At 63.8% G+C, this 17,449-nt stretch carries 18 protein-coding genes and 1 pseudogene; 9 read left to right on the top strand and 10 right to left on the bottom strand.

All coding sequences use genetic code 11. The annotated features are described in order from the left end of the window. Positions 1 to 81: 81 nt before the first annotated feature. Genes J1N50_RS01905 through rsmI form a run of 4 tightly spaced genes read right to left on the bottom strand, consistent with a single transcriptional unit; the run spans position 82 to position 2,897 of the window. Positions 82 to 681 carry a DedA family protein gene (locus J1N50_RS01905; RefSeq protein ID WP_215349776.1) on the bottom strand — a complete coding sequence of 200 codons (600 nt, stop codon included), beginning with the start codon at positions 679 to 681 and terminating at the stop codon, positions 82 to 84. 22 nt (positions 682 to 703) lie between these two features. Further along, a complete protein-coding gene (gene gshB, locus J1N50_RS01900; protein WP_215349773.1) occupies positions 704 to 1,654 on the bottom strand; it encodes a glutathione synthase in 951 nt (316 codons plus the stop codon). A gap of 35 nt (positions 1,655 to 1,689) precedes the next feature. Further along, positions 1,690 to 2,040 carry a YraN family protein gene (locus tag J1N50_RS01895; protein ID WP_215349770.1) on the bottom strand — a complete coding sequence of 117 codons (351 nt, stop codon included), beginning with the start codon at positions 2,038 to 2,040 and terminating at the stop codon, positions 1,690 to 1,692. Then, a complete protein-coding gene (gene rsmI, locus J1N50_RS01890; RefSeq protein ID WP_215349768.1) occupies positions 2,037 to 2,897 on the bottom strand; it encodes a 16S rRNA (cytidine(1402)-2'-O)-methyltransferase in 861 nt (286 codons plus the stop codon). Before rsmI ends, J1N50_RS01895 begins: the two co-directional genes overlap by 4 nt. 94 nt (positions 2,898 to 2,991) lie before the next feature. On the opposite strand from rsmI, the gene J1N50_RS01885 reads away from it, so the two are divergent. Together J1N50_RS01885 and infC are read left to right on the top strand one after the other, a co-directional pair. Then, positions 2,992 to 4,110, top strand: coding sequence for a penicillin-binding protein activator (locus J1N50_RS01885; protein ID WP_425516923.1), 1,119 nt, complete (start codon positions 2,992 to 2,994; stop codon positions 4,108 to 4,110). A gap of 158 nt (positions 4,111 to 4,268) precedes the next feature. Further along, entirely contained in the window at positions 4,269 to 4,805 is a 537-nt protein-coding gene (infC, locus tag J1N50_RS01880) for a translation initiation factor IF-3 (RefSeq protein ID WP_215349784.1), read from the top strand. Positions 4,806 to 4,815: 10 nt separating this feature from the next. Here the strand turns inward: infC and J1N50_RS01875 are convergent, their stop codons facing one another. Further along, positions 4,816 to 5,511: an NRDE family protein gene (locus tag J1N50_RS01875; protein WP_215349765.1), complete on the bottom strand. Its 696-nt coding sequence runs from the start codon at positions 5,509 to 5,511 to the stop codon at positions 4,816 to 4,818. Between the two features lie 131 nt (positions 5,512 to 5,642). On the opposite strand from J1N50_RS01875, the gene J1N50_RS01870 reads away from it, so the two are divergent. Then, positions 5,643 to 6,080, top strand: a complete 438-nt coding sequence (locus J1N50_RS01870) for a hypothetical protein (RefSeq protein WP_215349762.1) — start codon at positions 5,643 to 5,645, stop codon at positions 6,078 to 6,080. Between the two features lie 34 nt (positions 6,081 to 6,114). Here J1N50_RS01870 and J1N50_RS01865 read toward each other — a convergent pair whose 3' ends face one another. The 5 genes from J1N50_RS01865 to uvrB all read right to left on the bottom strand — a co-directional run bounded on the left by J1N50_RS01865 (position 6,115) and on the right by uvrB (position 11,203). Further along, positions 6,115 to 7,620, bottom strand: a complete 1,506-nt coding sequence (locus J1N50_RS01865) for a S10 family peptidase (RefSeq protein WP_215349759.1) — start codon at positions 7,618 to 7,620, stop codon at positions 6,115 to 6,117. Between the two features lie 96 nt (positions 7,621 to 7,716). Continuing rightward, positions 7,717 to 8,007, bottom strand: coding sequence for an addiction module antidote protein (locus tag J1N50_RS01860; RefSeq protein WP_215349782.1), 291 nt, complete (start codon positions 8,005 to 8,007; stop codon positions 7,717 to 7,719). Further along, complete coding sequence (locus J1N50_RS01855; protein ID WP_215349756.1) at positions 7,985 to 8,350, bottom strand: type II toxin-antitoxin system RelE/ParE family toxin; 366 nt, start codon at positions 8,348 to 8,350, stop codon at positions 7,985 to 7,987. The genes J1N50_RS01860 and J1N50_RS01855 overlap by 23 nt, the downstream gene beginning before the upstream one ends. 8 nt (positions 8,351 to 8,358) lie before the next feature. Continuing rightward, positions 8,359 to 8,928 (bottom strand): hypothetical protein, encoded by a 570-nt coding sequence (locus J1N50_RS01850; RefSeq protein WP_215349752.1) that lies wholly within the window; start codon positions 8,926 to 8,928, stop codon positions 8,359 to 8,361. A gap of 88 nt (positions 8,929 to 9,016) precedes the next feature. Further along, positions 9,017 to 11,203: an excinuclease ABC subunit UvrB gene (gene uvrB, locus J1N50_RS01845; RefSeq protein WP_215349749.1), complete on the bottom strand. Its 2,187-nt coding sequence runs from the start codon at positions 11,201 to 11,203 to the stop codon at positions 9,017 to 9,019. Between the two features lie 61 nt (positions 11,204 to 11,264). Between uvrB and J1N50_RS01840 the strand changes: the two genes are divergently transcribed. The 6 genes and pseudogenes from J1N50_RS01840 to mltG all read left to right on the top strand — a co-directional run bounded on the left by J1N50_RS01840 (position 11,265) and on the right by mltG (position 17,446). Continuing rightward, the gene (locus J1N50_RS01840; RefSeq protein ID WP_215349745.1) at positions 11,265 to 11,789 is read left to right on the top strand and encodes a DUF3617 domain-containing protein; all 525 of its coding nucleotides are present in this window, start codon (positions 11,265 to 11,267) and stop codon (positions 11,787 to 11,789) included. Positions 11,790 to 11,863: 74 nt separating this feature from the next. After that, positions 11,864 to 12,261: pseudogene (locus tag J1N50_RS01835) on the top strand (VOC family protein). 468 nt (positions 12,262 to 12,729) lie between these two features. After that, the gene (locus tag J1N50_RS01830) at positions 12,730 to 14,490 is read left to right on the top strand and encodes a tetratricopeptide repeat protein (protein WP_215349742.1); all 1,761 of its coding nucleotides are present in this window, start codon (positions 12,730 to 12,732) and stop codon (positions 14,488 to 14,490) included. 228 nt (positions 14,491 to 14,718) lie between these two features. Continuing rightward, positions 14,719 to 14,955 carry an acyl carrier protein gene (locus J1N50_RS01825; protein WP_003039428.1) on the top strand — a complete coding sequence of 79 codons (237 nt, stop codon included), beginning with the start codon at positions 14,719 to 14,721 and terminating at the stop codon, positions 14,953 to 14,955. A 287-nt stretch (positions 14,956 to 15,242) separates the two neighbouring features. Beyond that, complete coding sequence (gene fabF, locus J1N50_RS01820; RefSeq protein ID WP_215349739.1) at positions 15,243 to 16,505, top strand: beta-ketoacyl-ACP synthase II; 1,263 nt, start codon at positions 15,243 to 15,245, stop codon at positions 16,503 to 16,505. A 5-nt stretch (positions 16,506 to 16,510) separates the two neighbouring features. Further along, positions 16,511 to 17,446, top strand: a complete 936-nt coding sequence (gene mltG, locus J1N50_RS01815; protein WP_215349736.1) for an endolytic transglycosylase MltG — start codon at positions 16,511 to 16,513, stop codon at positions 17,444 to 17,446. The last annotated feature ends 3 nt before the right edge of the window (positions 17,447 to 17,449 follow it).

The following is a 17,449-nucleotide window of genomic DNA, read 5'->3' as shown; positions in this document are numbered from 1 at the left end:
CGATGCTACCCGCTGCACCCGCCCGAACCCGATATCTTCGCCATTTCGACGCCTCGAGCGTGGAATTAATGGGTCCTGACCCTAGGCTTTGGGCTTCCAGGTAGCGACGCGCCACAGGTAAACGGCCACCAGCGATCCGATCGCGACGAGCGCCACCGGCCCGACGAAGGCGTCGAGATTGGCGAAGCGTCCGCCGAACCAGTTGCCCGCGCCGGCGAGCGCCGCGATCCAGATCGTCGACCCCGCCGCGGTCCAGATCAGGAATTTCGCCTGGTTCATGTGGACCATTCCGGCGGGCAGCGACACCATCGTCCGCGCGACCGGCATGAAGCGCGCGACGAAGACGATCGCCGGTCCATATTTCAGGAAGAAGGCGTGCAGGCGCTGGACCTCCGCCCAGTCGAGCGTCAGCCAGCGGCCATGGCGGTCGATAAAGGGTTTGAGCCGTTCATACCCGATCCAGCGCCCGATCGCGTACCAGACCCAATTCCCCATCGTGGTCCCCGCGACCGCAACCGCAACCAGCGTCCAGAAATCGAAACGCCCCTGCGCGACCGCGATGCCGCCAAGGCCCATGATGACTTCGGAGGGGATCGGCGGAAAGACATTCTCGATCACCATCAGCACGAAGATGCCGAGATAGCCCCAGCTCTGGATCAGATCGAGAATGAAGTCGGTCATGGATCAGGAACGCGGATGGGCGTCAGCCGATCCGTCGTTTGATCGCATCCCAGATCATCCCCGCCGTGTCGCTGTTGTTGAAGCGGTCGATCGCGACGATCCCGGTGGGCGAGGTCACATTGATCTCGGTCAGCCATTCGCCGCCGATCACGTCGATGCCGACGAACAGCAATCCGCGTTCGCGAAGCTGGGGGCCGAGGACGTCGCAAATCTCCTGCTCGCGGGGTGTAAGCTCCGTCGCCTCGGCATAGCCGCCGACCGCAAGGTTCGAGCGGAACTCGCCTTCGCCGGGCTTGCGGTTGATAGCGCCCGCGACCTCGCCGTCGACGAGGACGATCCGCTTGTCGCCCTTGGCGACGCTCGGCAGGAATTGCTGGACCATGAAGGGTTCGGGCCAGACCTGCCCGAAGAGTTCGACGAGCGCGCCCAGATTGCTGCCGTCGGCGTCAATACGGAACACCGCCTTGCCCCCATTGCCGTGCAGCGGTTTGATCACCACCGCGCCATAGCGGCTCTGGAAGTCCTTCACCGCGTCGAGGCTGCGCGTCACCATCGTCGGGGGCATGAATTCGGGGAAGTCGAGCACGAACACCTTCTCGGGCGCGTTGCGCACCGAGACGGGATCGTTGACCACGAGCGTTTCGCCGCGGATGCGCTCGAGCAGCCAGGTGCCGGTGAGGTAGCCGAGGTCGAAGGGGGGATCCTGCCGCATCAGCACGACATCGACGTCGCGGCCGAGGTCGAGCGTGACGAAATCGCCGAATTCATAATGCGCGCCCGCCTCGCGTTTCGCGTCGAGGATGCGGTGCGCCCTGGTGGTCAGCCGCCCGGCCTCCCACGTCAGTCCGCGCACGTCATAGTGATAGAGTTCGTACCCGCGTTCGAGCGCCTTCAGGATCAGGTGGAAACTGCTGTCGCCATTGATGTTGATTCCCTCCATCGGGTCCATTTGCACGGCTGCACGCAGGGTCATCTTCTTCTCCGTTTCAAGCGGCAACGGGCGCGCCTTCACGGCTGCCAGACGTGGACCAGATGGCGAGGCAATCGCTTCGGCGCAAGGAGCATCACGTCGATGCGGATTTCATCCGACGGGCGCGCAAAGCGGGGGATGAGCATTTCCGCCGCCGCCGCGACGCGTCGCAAGCGCCACTGGTCGATCGCAAGGTCGAGGTCTTCGGGGCGCTCGCGCCACTTCACCTCGATGAAGGCGAGCGTCGTGCCGCGCCGCGCGACCAGGTCGACCTCCCCCGCGGCAACGCGGAGCCGCTGCCCGAGGATGCGCCAGCCGTGGAGGCGGAGCCACCATGCGGCGCGCCGTTCGGCCCTTCGGCCGCGTGCTTCGGCGGCGGCGCGGTTCAAGCCTGTTCCTTCAGGGCCAGCGCGCGGGCGTAAACATCGTGCCGGTCGAGCCCATATTGCTTCGCGACCGCCTTGGCGGCCTGCGCGACGGGCCGGTCCGCCATCGCGGCGCGCAACGCAGCGTCGATGGTCGCCGAATCGGCTTCCCCGGCGCTCTCCTCGCCGGGCGGGCCGACGACGATCACGATCTCGCCCTTGGGCGGCGCGTCGGCATAGCGCGCGGCGAGATCGGCGAGCGTGCCGGTCGCGCATTCCTCGTAGAGCTTGCTGATTTCGCGCGCGACGGCCGCCTCGCGGTTGCCGAGTCCTTCGGCCAGCGCGCCGAGCGCCGCCGAGAGCCGCGGCCCGCTTTCGTAGAAGACGAGCGTAGAGCGCAGGGCGGCGAACTCGGCGATCGTGTCGGCGCGCGCCTTTGCCTTGTTCGGCAGGAAACCCGCGAACAGGAAGCGGTCGCTGGGCAACCCCGACAATGTGATCGCGGCGATCGCGGCGCAGGGACCGGGAAGGGTGGTGACGTGTCGTCCGGCTGCGCGCGCGTCGCGCACCAGCTTGTACCCCGGGTCCGAAATCAGCGGGGTTCCGGCGTCTGACACCAGAACGACAACTTCGCGTTCCATGCGCGCAACCAGGGCGGCGCGGGTGCGTTCGTCGCTATGGTCGTGATAGGGGGTCATCGGAACGCGCAAACCCAGGTGCGACAGCAGCTTCGCGGTCACGCGCGTGTCCTCGGCGGCGATGACGTTGGCCGAGGCAAGCGTCGCGGCCGCCCGCGCACTGATGTCGCCGAGGTTGCCGATGGGCGTCGCAACGATATAGAGACCGGGCAAGGGAGATTTTGAGATGGTCGAATCCGGCATGACGCCGAAAATGGCAGAAACTGCCCAAGATTGCCACGGGGGCTCGCGCCAGGTTTATGCATCGTCGCGGCGCAAGATACTGCGCGGGATCGCGATGGTGACGCTGGGCGGTCTGCTCGCCGCGTGCCAGATGGTGCCAAAGGCGACCGGGCCGGCAGCCACGCCGCCGCCCGAAAAGCCCGCCGATGGCGTCGGTCCCGGCCTTCCGACCGATACCGACCGCCACCGCGTCGCGCTGCTGGTTCCGCAGACCGGTCCTAACGCCGACGTCGGCATGGCAATCGCCAATGCGACGACGATGGCGCTGCTCGATTCGAAGACCGAGCGGGTTCGCATCACCACCTATGACACCGCGCTTGGAGCCGCCGCCGCGGCGCGGCAGGCGGTCGCCGACGGCAACAAGCTGATCCTCGGCCCGCTGCTCAGCGAGGATGTCTCCGCGGTCGCGCCGATCGCGCGAGAGGCGAAGGTGCCGGTGCTGAGCTTCTCGAACGACAGCAGCGTCGCGGGCAACGGCGTCTTCATCATGGGTTTCGTCCCCGGCCAGTCGGTCGAGCGCGTCGTCGCCTATGCGCGCAGCAAGGGGCAGCAGCGGTTCGGCGCGCTCGTCCCCAAGACCGTCTATGGCGACCGCTCGGCCGCCGCTTTCCGTTCGGCGGTGACCGCCGCCGGGGGCACGCTGGTCGCGGTCGAAACCTATGACCGCAGCGCGACCGCGCTGACCGGAGCCGCGCGCCGCCTCGCCAATGCGGGCGCGATGGACGCGGTGCTGATCGCCGACAGCGGCGGCAACGCGATCCGCGCCGTTCCGGTGGTGAAGAGCACGGGGAACAAGCAGATCCTTGGCACCGAACTGTGGAACACCGACGCGGCGCTCGCGGGCAATCCCGCGATGCGCGGTTCTTGGTTCGCCAGCGTATCGGACGGCCTCTATGGCCAGCTCGCGACCAAATATCGCACACGGTTCGGCAAGGCGCCGTATCGTTTGGCCAGCCTCGGCTATGACTCGGTGCTGCTGACCGTGCGCATTGCGCGCGACTGGAAGCCGGGAACCAATTTCCCCACGACGCGCCTGCTCGCCGAGGATGGCTTTGGCGGTATCGACGGCATTTTCCGTTTCAATAACCGCGGGATCGCGATGCGCGCGCTCGAGGTCAGCGAAGTCGGGGCCGGCGGCTTCCGCGTGATCGATCCCGCGCCGACGAAATGGTAGTGGCATAACCGCCACAGCGCGGCGAAAAGCGTCATGTTTCTACCACGCGCAGCCTTTACGGCGCGGCGGCGTTCACTATATGGGCATCGGGCGCGTTTATGGCGTCAATGCCGCGTGCCTTGTTTGAACGATCAGGAGATACAGCTATACCACCGCCCATGACCCGCCGCTCGATGGCGCCGCTGCCGCCGAAGAATGGCCCGAGATACAATGAATTCATCGCTTCCCCGAAGGTCCGCGTGATCGATGAGGAAGGCGAAAATCTGGGCGTGATGCTGACTGCCGAAGCGATTGAGCAGGCCGCTTCCGTGGGACTGGATCTGGTCGAAGTCTCTCCGAACGCCGATCCGCCGGTGTGCAAGTTCCTTGACGTGGGCAAGTTCAAATACGAAGCCCAGAAAAAGGCGAACCTGGCGCGCAAGAGCCAGAAGACGCAGGAAATCAAAGAGATCAAGATGCGTCCGAATATCGACGATCATGATTTCGACGTGAAGATGAAGAAGGTCTTCGACTTCCTCGGCGAAGGCGACAAGGTCAAGATGACCATGCGCTTCCGCGGCCGTGAAATGAGCCATACGCAACTCGGCCTCAACGTGCTCCAGCGCGTCGCCGAAATGACCGCGGAAATCGCGAAGGTCGAGGCGCATCCGCGCACCGAAGGCCGTCAGATGGTGATGGTGATCGCGCCGAAATAAGCGGCGGGCATCAGCCGATACGGAAATTCAGGGCGGTCGTTCCACCGGGACGGCCGCCCGCTTCGTATCGACGTTCGGCCATGTGCACGTCCCCCGTCGCCGAGATTGCCACGAGCGTCGACGCCCGCGTGCCGTAAACATCGCCGAGCAGGAACAGCGCGGGGTCGCTTTCCGCGGTCAGCGTGTCGAGCAGGCCTTCGGGGTAGGCTTGCGTCTCGACCACCGCCGCCAGCGCGGCGCGCAGCCGGTCCGCGCGCGGACAGGAGGCGTCGACCGGCTCGTTGGCGAGCGCATGGACGCCGGGCGCCAGCGTCGCGATCAGCGGCTTGGGGCGGTTGGTCAGCAGCCGCGCGGTGCTGTCGACGGCAAACAGGTTGAACGCGTTGAAGCGGCCGAGGTCGGCTTCGGTCGGATCGGCAAAGCGTCCGTAGCCAGACAGCATGTCGACGACGAGCGCGCCGCGCGATTCCTTCGCGGGGTCGGGCATCGCGCCGCGCACGTTCGTCACCACCGCCACACGCCCGCTCGGCCGGTGGACGCCCAGCCATGTGCCTCCCGCCTGAAGGTCGCGTCCGGCGACGATCCCGCTGCCATCGGGCCAATGCCCGAGCGGCGCGGTCGGCCGCGCGTGGAACTCGTCGCGGTTCCCGACCAGGATCAGCGGCCAGTCGGGATGGGCATTGCGGGCGAGAGCGACGACACACATGCCGCGCATATCGGTTGTCGCCGCGGATTTGCCAAGCCGTTGGCGCAGTGTGTTGCAACGATATGCCACTCATTGCCGGGAATGGACAATGATGATATTCAGCTCCCGTCTTTCTGGAGGGGGAGATGAAAATGGACGTAGCCGTCAAAACGCCTTGGCACCTCTGGGTGGTCGGGGGTCTGTCGTTGCTCTGGAATCTGTTCCCGGTGGTCGATTTCTCGATGACCAATATGCAGAACGAATTCTGGCTGTCGCAATATAATGAAGCACAGCGCGCATTTTTCCTGTCGACGCCGCTATGGGCGAATATTGGCTGGGCGCTGGGCGGCTTCGGTTCGTTTATCGGGTCGCTGTTGCTTCTGCTCCGGTCGCGCAATGCGCTGACCGCTTTTCTGGTGTCGGCGGCGGGCCTTGCCGTGGTGAGCTATTACCAGCTCGTCCAGAACGGCGAGCGGCTCAAACAATTGCTGGGCGACATTCCGCTCTACACGACGATCACGGTATGGGTGGTCCTGCTCGCGCTGATCCTCTACGCGCGGTCGATGAAGGTAAAGGGCATCCTGCGCTGACATATGAGGGACGCCCCCGGGCGCCTCTCAGATGCTAACGCCCGCGAATGAAGGCGCGGACGTCAGCCGATAATTTGTGGCGGTCCTCGTCGCGGATGTACATCATGTGGCCCGCGCCATAATATTTATACTCGATGCGGTCCTGCGGGATGCCGGTGCGCGACAGCGCATATTCGGCGGCGAAGAAGGGCGTCGCGAAATCATAATAGCCCTGGCCGACGAACACGCGCAGCCCTGAATTCTCGCGCAGCGCCTGGCCGATATAGGGCGTGACATTCATATAGGCGTTGGTGTCGCGCCCGCCGATCCGCCAGTCCCATTGCCCGCCGATCCCGCTGATCGACTGATATTCGCGGTCGGTCTTGAACCCCAGCGTGTCGCGGCTCCAGCTGTTGATCGCGGCGGTATAGCTCGCGTCGATGCCATAGAAGCTGGGGTCGTTGTCGGGCTCTTCGCCCGCGCTGTCATAATCCTTGCCCGTATAGCGGCTGTCGAGCCGCCCGACGGTGAGGCCGCGGTCGCGCAGCAATTCCTTGTAGAAGCGGCTCGGCGTGACGCGCAGGTCGGCGCTTTCAAGATAGGTTTCGCTGAGCCCGGTAAAACGCGCGAGGTCGCGGCGGATCGCGGCGCGCTCCTCGCCCAGCAATTTCTGCCCTTTGAGCAGCGCGGCGGCATAGGGGCCGATCGCCCATTGCCTTGCTTCCTCGACGAACTGCTCGACCGAAAGGCCGGCTCCGGCTTTGCCATGGAATTGGGCGGTCGCGGCCATCGAAGGCAGGTTGGTGATTGGCGACAATTCGTTGCCCGGCGTGTCGGCGCCCGCCGCGAAATCGAGCACCGTCGAGATCAGGATGATACCGTTGAGCGCGACGTCGTTGTACGTTTCGTTCATCAGCTGGTTCGCGACCGCCGCCGAGCGCGTCGTGCCATAGCTTTCGCCGCCGAGATATTTGGGGCTGTTCCAGCGGCCGTTGTCGTTCAGCCAACGCCGGATCACCTCGGCGACCAGCTTGGCGTCCTGCGTCACGCCGTAATAGTCCTTGGGGTCGGCCTTGCCGATCAGGTGCGAAAAGCCCGTGCCCGGCGGGTCGATGAAGACGATGTCGGTGACGTCGAGCAGCGCGTCGGGATTGTCGACGATCGGATAGGGCGGGGCGCCGTCGTCGCGCGCATCACCGGGGATCGCAACGCGCTTCGGCCCGAACGCCCCCATCATCAGCCAGACGGTGCCCGATCCCGGGCCGCCGTTGAACAGAAACGTCACCGGCCGGTTCGGGTCGCGCGGTTCCCTGATATAGGCGGTGGTGACGACCGCGACTTCGGGCACGCCGTCCTTGTTCTTGATGATCGTCTCGCCGATCGTCGCGGCGTAATTGATACGCTGGCCGCCGAAGGTGCCGGAGAGCTTTGTGGTGCGGACCTGGGGCGTGATGTCGTCGACCTTGTCCACCTTCGGTTTGTCGTTCTGGTCCTCGGCATGGACGATGGCAGGAACCGCGACGGCAAGCGCCAGCGCGATCATCGACAGACCCGATTTCATCAACTTGTCTCCCCGTTTTGAAGCGTGGACGCTAATCCGCGCGCGGGGAGGGGGCAATGGTGCTGGTCGGTTGCAGTGGGGTCTTGGTCGAAGGCGTCAGGCGGCCCTTTTGGGCTGCACCGATAATTCGAGGCCGAGGGCGTCGAGAACGGCCATCAGCGTTTCCAGCGTCGGATTGCCGCTTTCCGACAGTGAATTGTAAAGTGCTTGTCGGCCAAGCCCGGTCTTGCGGGCGATTTCGCTCATGCCTTTCGAGCGGGCGACGTCACCGAGCGCGCTGGCGATGTGTTTCGGATCATTCCCTTCCATCGCCGCTTCGAGATAATAGAGGATGTGCTCCTCGGTCGCGAGATAGGTTGCTGCGTCAAATGGTCGTAGCTCCGTCACGGCCTTCAATCTCTTCCTTCAACCGCTTGGCGCGGGCGACATCGTCATCCTGACTCCGCTTGTCACCGCCACACAGCAGAATGACAAGCTCCTTACCGCGCCGGAAGAAATAAACCCGATAGCCCGGTCCATAGTCGATCCGCATTTCCAAGACGCCGCCCTTGACGGACTTATGGTCCCCGAAATTGCCGTTCGACGCGCGTTTCAGACGATCGACGATTTTCGCTATCGCTCGAATGTCCCGCAATGAACTAAGCCAACTGGCGAATTCGGTCGTTTCCGCCAGTCGGTAAGCCTGTCCTGTATAGAGGACATTTTTCGGATTGTCAAGCTCATCTGGCATCTGGTTACTCAGTCTATGGGCGTTGCGTGTGCTAGGATGATATTTGCTATCTTTGTGGCTTCGCTCTTGGTCAGATCAAATGGGACCGGTCCGATCCGAACAGTCAAATTATGACGGATCTGAATGGGAATCACATTTCCTGAGCCGGGTGATTCAGTATCGACCGAGTGATCTTGGGGAGGGGGTGTCTTTACGGCCGGCTTGCGCAGTACCAGCTTTTTCTTGTCCCCTCCATTTGGTTGCTCAGATATGGGGCGCTTAATCTGCGGACGGCCCTGTGGCCGAAAGCCAACCGGGTTGTCACAATAAGCCTTGAAATCGGCTACCGAGGTTTCGAATCGGCTGCGATAAGTTCTCTGGCTTTCAGGCTTGTATTTTTTCCCAAATTTGTTGGTGAAGCGCAGCATGACATTATCGATATCCAGTGCCGTGATATCCGAAAGCTCCTCCTCTTCGAGAGCCGCAAGGACTTTATTGGCGACCGCCTTTCTTGCTTGAGCCGTATTAAGAGGCATGAGTCCCTTCGAGCCTAGCCAGTCTAGGAATTCTAGGAAGTCAGCTTTCGTTCGACCGCTCATGACAAATGCTCCGCACAACCTGATTGCGCAGAGATGTCATCACGGTCATGATATGTCAATGTGATATTTCACACCGGTGAGCAGATAGCTATCGCCCCCACTTCGTCTTGCTCTGCTTCCCGAACCGGCCCTTGCGGGTTCCCGGCTTGCCCTCGTTAGAGCGGCCGACGCGCGGCGCGACCTTCTCGTCGGCGGGCAGACCCAACTCGTCGGCCTCCAGCCGCCGGATTTCGTCGCGCAGGCGGCCGGCTTCCTCGAACTCCAGGTCTGCCGCAGCATCGCGCATCTTCTTTTCCAGGTCGGCGATGTACGCGCGCAGATTGTGCCCCACCATATGCGCAGGCTTGTCCTCGCCGATGTCGATCGTCACCTGATCTTTCGACGCGACATGCGCGATGATGTCGCCGATATTGCGTTTGATCGTCTGCGGCGTGATGCCATGCTCTTCGTTATACGCCTGCTGCTTGGCGCGGCGTCGGTCGGTTTCGCGGAGCGCGCGTTCCATGCTGCCGGTGATGCGGTCGGCGTAAAGGATGACGCGGCCGTCGACGTTGCGCGCGGCGCGGCCGATCGTCTGGACGAGGCTGGTTTCGCTGCGCAGGAAACCCTCCTTGTCGGCGTCGAGGATCGCGACCAGCCCGCATTCGGGAATGTCGAGCCCTTCGCGCAGCAGATTGATGCCGACGAGCACGTCGAACACGCCCAACCGAAGATCGCGGATGATTTCGATGCGTTCGAGCGTTTCGACGTCCGAGTGCATGTATCGGACTTTCAAGCCCGCTTCGTGCAGGAATTCGGTCAGATCCTCGGCCATGCGCTTGGTCAGCGTCGTGACGAGCGTGCGGTATCCCGCGGCGGCGGTCTTTTTTGCTTCGGCAATCAGGTCGTCGACCTGTTCCTCGACCGGCTTGATCTCGACCGGCGGGTCGATGAGGCCGGTGGGGCGGATCACCTGTTCGGCGAACACGCCCTGCGTGCGCTCCATCTCCCAGGTTCCCGGCGTTGCCGAAACGCTGACCGTCTGCGGCCGCATCAAATCCCATTCGGCGAAGCGGAGCGGGCGATTGTCGATGCAGCTGGGCAGGCGGAAGCCATATTCGGCGAGGGTGATCTTGCGGCGATGGTCGCCCTTCGACATCGCGCCGATCTGCGGAATCGTCTGGTGGCTTTCGTCGACGAAGAGCAGGGCATTGTCGGGCAGATATTCGAACAGGGTCGGCGGCGGCTCGCCGGGCAGACGACCGGTCAGGAAGCGGCTGTAATTCTCGATCCCCGCGCAACTGCCGGTGGCGGCGATCATTTCGAGGTCGAAATTTGTGCGTTGTTCGAGCCGCTGCGCCTCGAGCAGGCGGCCTTCGGCCTCGAGTTCCTTGAGCCGCTCCGCCAGTTCGTGCCGGATCGCCTCGGTCGCCTGCTTGAGCGTCGGGCCGGGCGTCACATAGTGGCTGTTCGCATAGACCCGGACATAGTTGAGGCTGGCGATCTTCTTGCCCGTCAGCGGGTCAAACTCGACGATCTCCTCGATCTCGTCGCCGAAGAAGCTGACGCGCCACGCCATATCTTCATAGTGCGAGGGGAATATCTCGAGGCTGTCGCCGCGCACGCGGAAATTGCCCCGCGCGAACGCCTGGTCGTTGCGCTTGTATTGCAGCGCGACGAGCTTGCGGATGATCTCGCGATTGTCGACGACCTGGCCCTTCTTGAGGTCGAAGATCATCGCCGAATAGGTCTCGACCGACCCGATGCCGTACAGGCACGAAACCGATGCGACGATGATGACGTCGTCGCGTTCGAGCAGCGCGCGGGTCGCCGAATGGCGCATCCGGTCGATCGCCTCGTTTACCGAGCTTTCCTTCTCGATATAGGTGTCGGAGCGCGGGACATAGGCTTCGGGCTGGTAATAATCGTAATAGCTGACGAAATATTCGACCGCATTGTTCGGAAAGAAGCTCTTGAACTCGCCATAGAGCTGCGCCGCGAGAATCTTGTTCGGCGCGAGGATCAGCGCCGGGCGCTGCAACTCGTCGATGACCTTCGCCATGGTGAAGGTCTTGCCCGACCCGGTGACGCCGAGCAGCACCTGATCGCGCTCGCCCGCCAGCGCAGTGTCGACCAGTTCGCGGATCGCGGCCGGCTGGTCGCCGGCGGGCTGATAGTCGCTAACCAGTTCAAATCGCTTGCCGCCTTCGACTTTTTCGGGGCGGGCGGGGCGATGCGGGACATAGGCCTCGCCGGTGTCGATTTCATCGAGCGATGTACGAATCTGGATTGCCATCGCTGCCAATATGGTATCGATGGGGTGGGCGCACAATCGCAATGAGTCACAGGGGATGGATATGAAAAAGCTACTCACTTTCGCCGCTCTTGGCGTTGCATTGGCGACGGCGGGCTGCAGCAAGACCGAAAATGCCGGCGGCACCGTCAAGCGCGAGGCTGGAAACTGGAAGACCGACGTCAAGCTGGTGAAGTTCGACGTCCCGGGCATGCCGCCCGAAATGAAGGATGGCATGGCGAAGATGATGGAAGGCGCCAGCGGCATGGACCAGTGCTTCACGCAGGAGCAGGTCGACAAGGAAGATATCGCGGCCGAACTCGCCAAGGGGCCGGGCAACGGCGGCGAGTGCAAATGGTCGAAAAAGGATGTCAGCGGCGGCAAGATCGACGTCGCCGGCACCTGCACCGCCAATGGCCAGACGGTCGATATGGCGATGGCCGGTACGATGGAAGCGAAGAAGACCGATGTGACAATCACGACCAAGGGCAAGATGCCGACCGGTCAGGGCGAGATGGAGATGGTGCTGCAGATGACGAGCACCCACACCGGTCCCTGCAAGGACGGCGCGGCCGCGACCAAGAGCTGAGCCAAACGGCAATAGCGTACAAGCGGGGCGTCGGTGCGAACCGGCGCCCTTTCTGTTTGAAGGGAGAGAGAAACATGATCGGCTATGTGACCATGGGCACCGACGATTTGCCGCGCGCCCGCGAATTTTATGCCGGGCTGCTCGGGACGATCGGCGCGAGCGAGTTGATGCGCATGTCGGATACCGAGGCGAACGGCTTTACCCTTTATGGCACCGGTTGGGGCCAGCCCGGCATTGCGGTGACGCGGCCCTATGACGGCCCGCCGATCGCGGCAACGGCCATATGGCGGCGATCGTCGTCGACGAGCGCGCGAAGGTCGATGCGCTCCATGCCAAGGCGCTCGAACTCGGCGGCAGCTGCGAAGGATCGCCGGGCGTTCGCGGCGACGACGGCGAGCAGGCCTTCTATGCCGCCTATTTCCGTGACCTCGACGGCAACAAGCTGTGCGCCTTTCGGATCGGGCCGGCCTGAGTAGCGAAACTTGGAACGCCGGGGCCGATGTGTCGGGCTTCGGACTCGCCGGACGGGATGCAGGTGGGGCTGCATGTCCGTCCGGCGGAGTCACTGTTATGGAGCCGCCCGATATGCCGAAAAGCGCCAGGGACCAGCTCGCGCCCTTCGATCTTGCGACCCCAATTGTCCCAACCGGGCATAAGCCCAGCCCAGACCACGACGGCACAGGGCACGTCGCGACCGTTGAACGATCTCACGTCCCCCGGCGATATGGCAGTTACAAGGGGTCACGACGCGGCATGTCGCGAAACGGCAAGAAATTATTAACCACAAATGTCGCTTTTCAGCGTCATTTGGCACCCCTTAATGATTTTGATATAAGGCTGCGGCCTTCTGTTACCGTTACATGGTGGTAAAATCGGCTAGCTGTCCCGGCCGTTTGGCGTATCTAGCGCGCACGCCTCGCGAGGGGGCATTCGAGGTTGCATGGACCATATAATCGCTGATCAGCTTCCCGATGGTGATGAAACCGACCGGATCATTGCCGCCGAGTTCGAACAGCTGCGCGATTCGGCCCTGTTCACCCGTTCGCCGGTTCTGTCGCGTCTGTTGCAATTCCTTGTCGAGCATCGCCTGCGCGGCGGTCGCAGCGCCCCCAAGGCCTATGCGATCGCAACCGAGGCGTTGGGACGCAGCGCCGATTTCGATCCTGCGGTCGACAGCTATCCCCGCGTCATGGTCGGCCGACTCCGGACGCTGCTCGATCGCTACTATGCCGAAACGCCATGGATCCACCGTCTGCGGGTTCCGCAGGGTAGTTACGAAATCGTCGTCCAGCATCGCGCGGCGCCCCCCGCCCGATCGGCCGCGGACGCCGAGGGTGACATGGCGGCGGAACGCGCGCGAAACGCCGATACGGACGTGGCGTCATCGCGCCACAAGCGCGACGCCGGGATCTCGGCGCGATCCGGCTATGCGCGCCGGGTGGCGACGCCGCTTTTCGTGCTGCTGGCCGCCGCCGCCGGATGGTGGACCTATGCCAATTGGGGGCGGATGGGCGGCGCAACCCCCGTTCCCATGCCGCTGCTGGAGGTCGGGGCGCCGCAGGCGGGCGAAACGCCGGTTTCGCGCGCGCTCGCACGCGCGCTCGACGGGCGCCTTCGCGACGGTTTCCGGCGGTTCGAACTGGTCGACTTGCGAAGCGCGGAAGCGAATGGATCGTCGGCCGCCGCGCCGCAGCCGGACTATCGCCTCGACGTCCTGCTTGTCCGCGACCTCGATGGACCCGCCGACGTTACGCTGGTGCTGAACCGGGTCGCCGATCAGCGGACGATCTGGTCGCAACAATTTCATCTCGAAAAGTCGCAGATGCCGGAATTCGCGCCGGTCGACACCGCCATCGCCCAGATCGCCGGGGACTATGGCGTGATCGTCCGTGATCAGGTCCAGCGCCATCCGAACGATTTCGCGCCGGGCTTTCCATGCCTCGCGCAATTCAACCGGGTGCGCCAGATGCGCAGCGCCACCGCTGCACGGCAGATCGATGCCTGCCTGCGTGCTACGCTGGACCGCACTCCGGACGATCCGGTCGCGTTGACCGCGCTGTCGCTCGTCCGCTTCGGCGACTGGCAACCGCGCCGCAACACGCCCGAGGGCGCCGCCGCCTTTGCCGAAGCGCGGGCGCTTGCCGAGCGCGCCTATGAAAATGGTCCGGGGTCCTCGGCGGGCCTTTTCGCGATGTCGCGCGCGAACTTCTATGCGGGCAATTGCCCCGCCGGGCTTGCGCTCGGCGACGGCGCGATGCGGCTCAATCCCTATGATGCCGACATCGCCGGATTTCTCGGGCTGTTCAAACTTGCCTGCGGGCAGCCGGATGAGGGCACCGCGCTGTTGCAGCGGTCGCTCGATCTCGACGCCTCCTACCCCGGCGTGCCCGCGGTGACGCTGGCCTTTGTGCGGTCGCAAGCGGGGGATCAACAGGCGGCACAGGCCATTCTCGACCGGGTGCCGACGCCCAGCAAGATGGAACCGCAGTTCATGATGGTCCGCGCGATCGTCCTGGCGCGGCAGGGGCATCTGCCGGAAGCGCGCGCGACTTGGCAAGCATTGCTGAAATATACGAAGCAGCCCGCGAACGCCGCGCCGGAAACGGTGTTGCGACAGTTCCTGATCACTCCGGCGGTCATCGTTCGTGCGTCGGCGGCGCTCCGCGAGTCCGGCGTCGTGCCGCCCGGCCCGGCGTCCTGAATCCCGTTCCCGCGAGGCGTCTCTTGAACGCGCGCGGCGCAATTCCTATGTCTTCGCCGACTATAGAAGGGGCGGGAAAACGGGTGGGCCGGACTGGATTGCCGTTGAAAGCCAGCGATCGACAGCACGCTCGGCGTCCGACCGATGCCAGCCCTCTTGCCAGCCCCCGCGCTGGGCACTAGGGCGAATTTCAACATTCACGCCATAGTCAGAAAAAAGGAACTGTGCATGAGCGATTCGGCCGAAAAGGTTAAGAAGATCGTCGTCGAACATCTGGGCGTCGAAGCCGACAAGGTCACGGAGGAAGCCAGCTTCATCGACGATCTGGGCGCCGACAGCCTCGACATCGTCGAACTGGTGATGGCGTTCGAAGAAGAATTCGGCGTCGAAATTCCTGACGACGCGGCGGAAAAGATCGCCACCGTCAAGGATGCGATCGACTATATCGAAGCGAACAAGGGCTAATCGGGCCCTGTCCGGCGCAGCCGGACGCGGCGGCGACGCCGCCCACGCGTTTCCGGCTTCCCGGTCCCGAGCGTTCGTGCGCAGTGGCCGGGAAGCTTTTTTTATGGATATGACCTGGATGGATATGGCCGAGCACAGCGCTATATCCGTCATCCCGGCGAAGGCCGGGATCTCGCCATCTCGGTGATTGCAGGTCGGAAGGGCGAGACCCCGGCCTTCGCCGGGGTGACGATGCAAAAATATGACGCGGCCCGCTGCGGGGGCAGGGGCCGATGAAAGGAATGACTATGCGCCGGGTTGTGGTGACGGGTTTGGGTTTGGTGACGCCGCTGGGCGGTGATGTGGAAACCACCTGGACCAATCTGATCGCGGGCAAATCGGGCGCGGGTCCGATCACCCATTTCGACGCGTCGGACCAGAAATGCACCATCGCCTGCGAGGTGAAGGGGCCGGATCATGAATATGGCTTCGACCCCGCCAAGCGCGTCGATCACAAGGTCCAGCGCCAGGTCGACCCCTTCATCATCTTCGGCATCGATGCCGCCGGCCAGGCGCTCGAGGATGCGGGTCTGACCGACCTTACCGATGAGCAGAAGGTGCGCGCCGGCGTATCGATCGGCTCGGGTATCGGCGGCCTGCCGGGCATCGAGAGCGAAAGCCTGCTGCTTGCCGAAAAGGGGCCTGGCCGCGTTTCGCCGCACTTCGTCCACGGGCGCCTGATCAACCTCATCTCGGGTCAGGTCAGCATCAAATATGGCCTCAAGGGTCCGAACCATGCCGTCGTCACCGCCTGTTCGACCGGCGCGCATTCGATCGGCGATGCGGCGCGGATGATCCGCGACGACGATGCCGACATCATGCTCGCGGGCGGCGCCGAGGCGACGATCTGCCCGATCGGCATTGCCGGCTTCGCGCAGGCGCGCGCGCTCAACATGAGCTACAACGACCGCCCCGAACAGGCGAGCCGTCCCTATGACAAGGACCGCGACGGCTTCGTGATGGGCGAGGGCGCAGGCGTCGTCGTGCTCGAGGAATATGAACATGCCAAGGCGCGCGGCGCCAAGATCTATGCCGAAGTCGTGGGCTATGGCCTGTCGGGCGACGCCTATCACGTCACCGCGCCCGACCCCGAAATGGACGGCGCCTTCCGTTCGATGAGCGCGGCGCTCAAGAAGGCGGGCATGACCCCCGCGGACATCGACTATATCAACGCGCACGGCACGTCGACGATGGCCGACACCATCGAACTTGGCGCAGTGAAGCGCCTGTTCGGCGATGCGATGGCGAATGTGTCGATGAGCTCGACCAAGTCGGCGATCGGCCACCTGCTCGGCGGCGCGGGTGCGGTCGAGACGATCTTCTGCATCCTTGCGATCCGCGACCAGGTCGTCCCTCCGACGCTCAACCTCGACAATCCCGACGAGGGGACCGAAGGCGCCGACCTCGTCCCGAAGGTGGCGAAGAAGCGCAAGGTCAAGGCCGCGCTGAACAACAGCTTCGGCTTCGGCGGCACCAACGCCAGCCTGATCGTCAAAGCGGTCGAAGACTGATCGCCATGCGCTGGCTGCTTGCAGCCCTGATGGCGTTCGCGCTCACCGCCTGTTCGGGCGGCGCGCCGCGCGATACGGTCGTCGTCATCCCGCCGGGCGCGAGCATCGCCAAGGCAGGCGAGATCCTCGAAAAGGCGGGCGCGGTCTCGTCGGCCGACAGCTTTCGCAACCATGCCCGCTTCTTCGGCGGCGACGACCCGATCAAACCCGGCGAATATGAGATCAAGAAGGGGATGGGCGCGGGCGATATCCTGGGCCTGCTTCAGTCGGGCAAGACCGTCCAGCGTCTTGTCATGATCCCGCAGGGGATGCCCTCGATCATGGTGTGGGAGCGGCTGATGGCCGAACCGCGCCTGAAGGGCGAGATTCCGGTGCCGGCAGAGGGCAGTATCCTCCCCGACAGCTATGCCTTCACCACCGGAGAAACGCGCGCCGCAGTCGTGAAGCGGATGCAGGCTGCGATGGACAAGGCATTCGACGAACTCTGGGCGAAGCGCTCGCCCCGTAGCGCGGCGAAGGACCGCAACGAAGCGATGACGCTCGCCTCGATCGTCGAGAAGGAAACCGGCGTCCCCGCCGAACGCCGCACCGTTGCGGGGGTCTATACCAACCGCCTCGCTGTGGGCATGAGGCTTCAGGCCGATCCCACGATCATCTATCCGATTACCAAGGGCAAACCGCTCGGGCGCCGCATCCTGCGGTCGGAGATCCTCGCGGTGAACGATTATAATACCTACAGCATGACCGGCCTACCGAAGGGGCCGATCGCCAACCCCGGCAAGGCATCGATCGCCGCAGTGCTTGATCCCGAGGCGAATGATTATCTCTATTTCGTCGCGAAGGGCGATGGCGGCCACGCCTTCGCGCGCTCGCTGAGCGAGCACAATGCGAATGTGCAGAAATGGTATCAGCTGCGGCGCGATCGCGGGGAAATGGAATAGGCC

This window comes from Sphingopyxis soli, from assembly GCF_018682675.1.
GTDB classification, from domain to species: Bacteria; Pseudomonadota; Alphaproteobacteria; order Sphingomonadales; family Sphingomonadaceae; genus Sphingopyxis; species Sphingopyxis soli.
The sequence above is the reverse complement of the archived record's forward strand: the minus strand, read 5'-3'. Positions and strand labels throughout refer to the sequence as shown.

Coding starts and splice junctions, on each gene's coding strand:
- J1N50_RS01850 (WP_215349752.1), bottom strand. CDS start 8,928: ATGAGCGGTCGAACGAAAGCTGACTTCCTAGAATTCCTAGACTGGCTA.
- J1N50_RS01855 (WP_215349756.1), bottom strand. CDS start 8,350: ATGCCAGATGAGCTTGACAATCCGAAAAATGTCCTCTATACAGGACAG.
- J1N50_RS01830 (WP_215349742.1), top strand. CDS start 12,730: ATGGACCATATAATCGCTGATCAGCTTCCCGATGGTGATGAAACCGAC.
- J1N50_RS01905 (WP_215349776.1), bottom strand. CDS start 681: ATGACCGACTTCATTCTCGATCTGATCCAGAGCTGGGGCTATCTCGGC.
- J1N50_RS01825 (WP_003039428.1), top strand. CDS start 14,719: ATGAGCGATTCGGCCGAAAAGGTTAAGAAGATCGTCGTCGAACATCTG.
- mltG (WP_215349736.1), top strand. CDS start 16,511: ATGCGCTGGCTGCTTGCAGCCCTGATGGCGTTCGCGCTCACCGCCTGT.
- J1N50_RS01885 (WP_425516923.1), top strand. CDS start 2,992: ATGGTGACGCTGGGCGGTCTGCTCGCCGCGTGCCAGATGGTGCCAAAG.
- gshB (WP_215349773.1), bottom strand. CDS start 1,654: ATGACCCTGCGTGCAGCCGTGCAAATGGACCCGATGGAGGGAATCAAC.
- J1N50_RS01875 (WP_215349765.1), bottom strand. CDS start 5,511: ATGTGTGTCGTCGCTCTCGCCCGCAATGCCCATCCCGACTGGCCGCTG.
- rsmI (WP_215349768.1), bottom strand. CDS start 2,897: ATGCCGGATTCGACCATCTCAAAATCTCCCTTGCCCGGTCTCTATATC.
- fabF (WP_215349739.1), top strand. CDS start 15,243: ATGCGCCGGGTTGTGGTGACGGGTTTGGGTTTGGTGACGCCGCTGGGC.
- uvrB (WP_215349749.1), bottom strand. CDS start 11,203: ATGGCAATCCAGATTCGTACATCGCTCGATGAAATCGACACCGGCGAG.
- J1N50_RS01865 (WP_215349759.1), bottom strand. CDS start 7,620: ATGAAATCGGGTCTGTCGATGATCGCGCTGGCGCTTGCCGTCGCGGTT.
- J1N50_RS01870 (WP_215349762.1), top strand. CDS start 5,643: ATGGACGTAGCCGTCAAAACGCCTTGGCACCTCTGGGTGGTCGGGGGT.
- J1N50_RS01840 (WP_215349745.1), top strand. CDS start 11,265: ATGAAAAAGCTACTCACTTTCGCCGCTCTTGGCGTTGCATTGGCGACG.
- infC (WP_215349784.1), top strand. CDS start 4,269: ATGACCCGCCGCTCGATGGCGCCGCTGCCGCCGAAGAATGGCCCGAGA.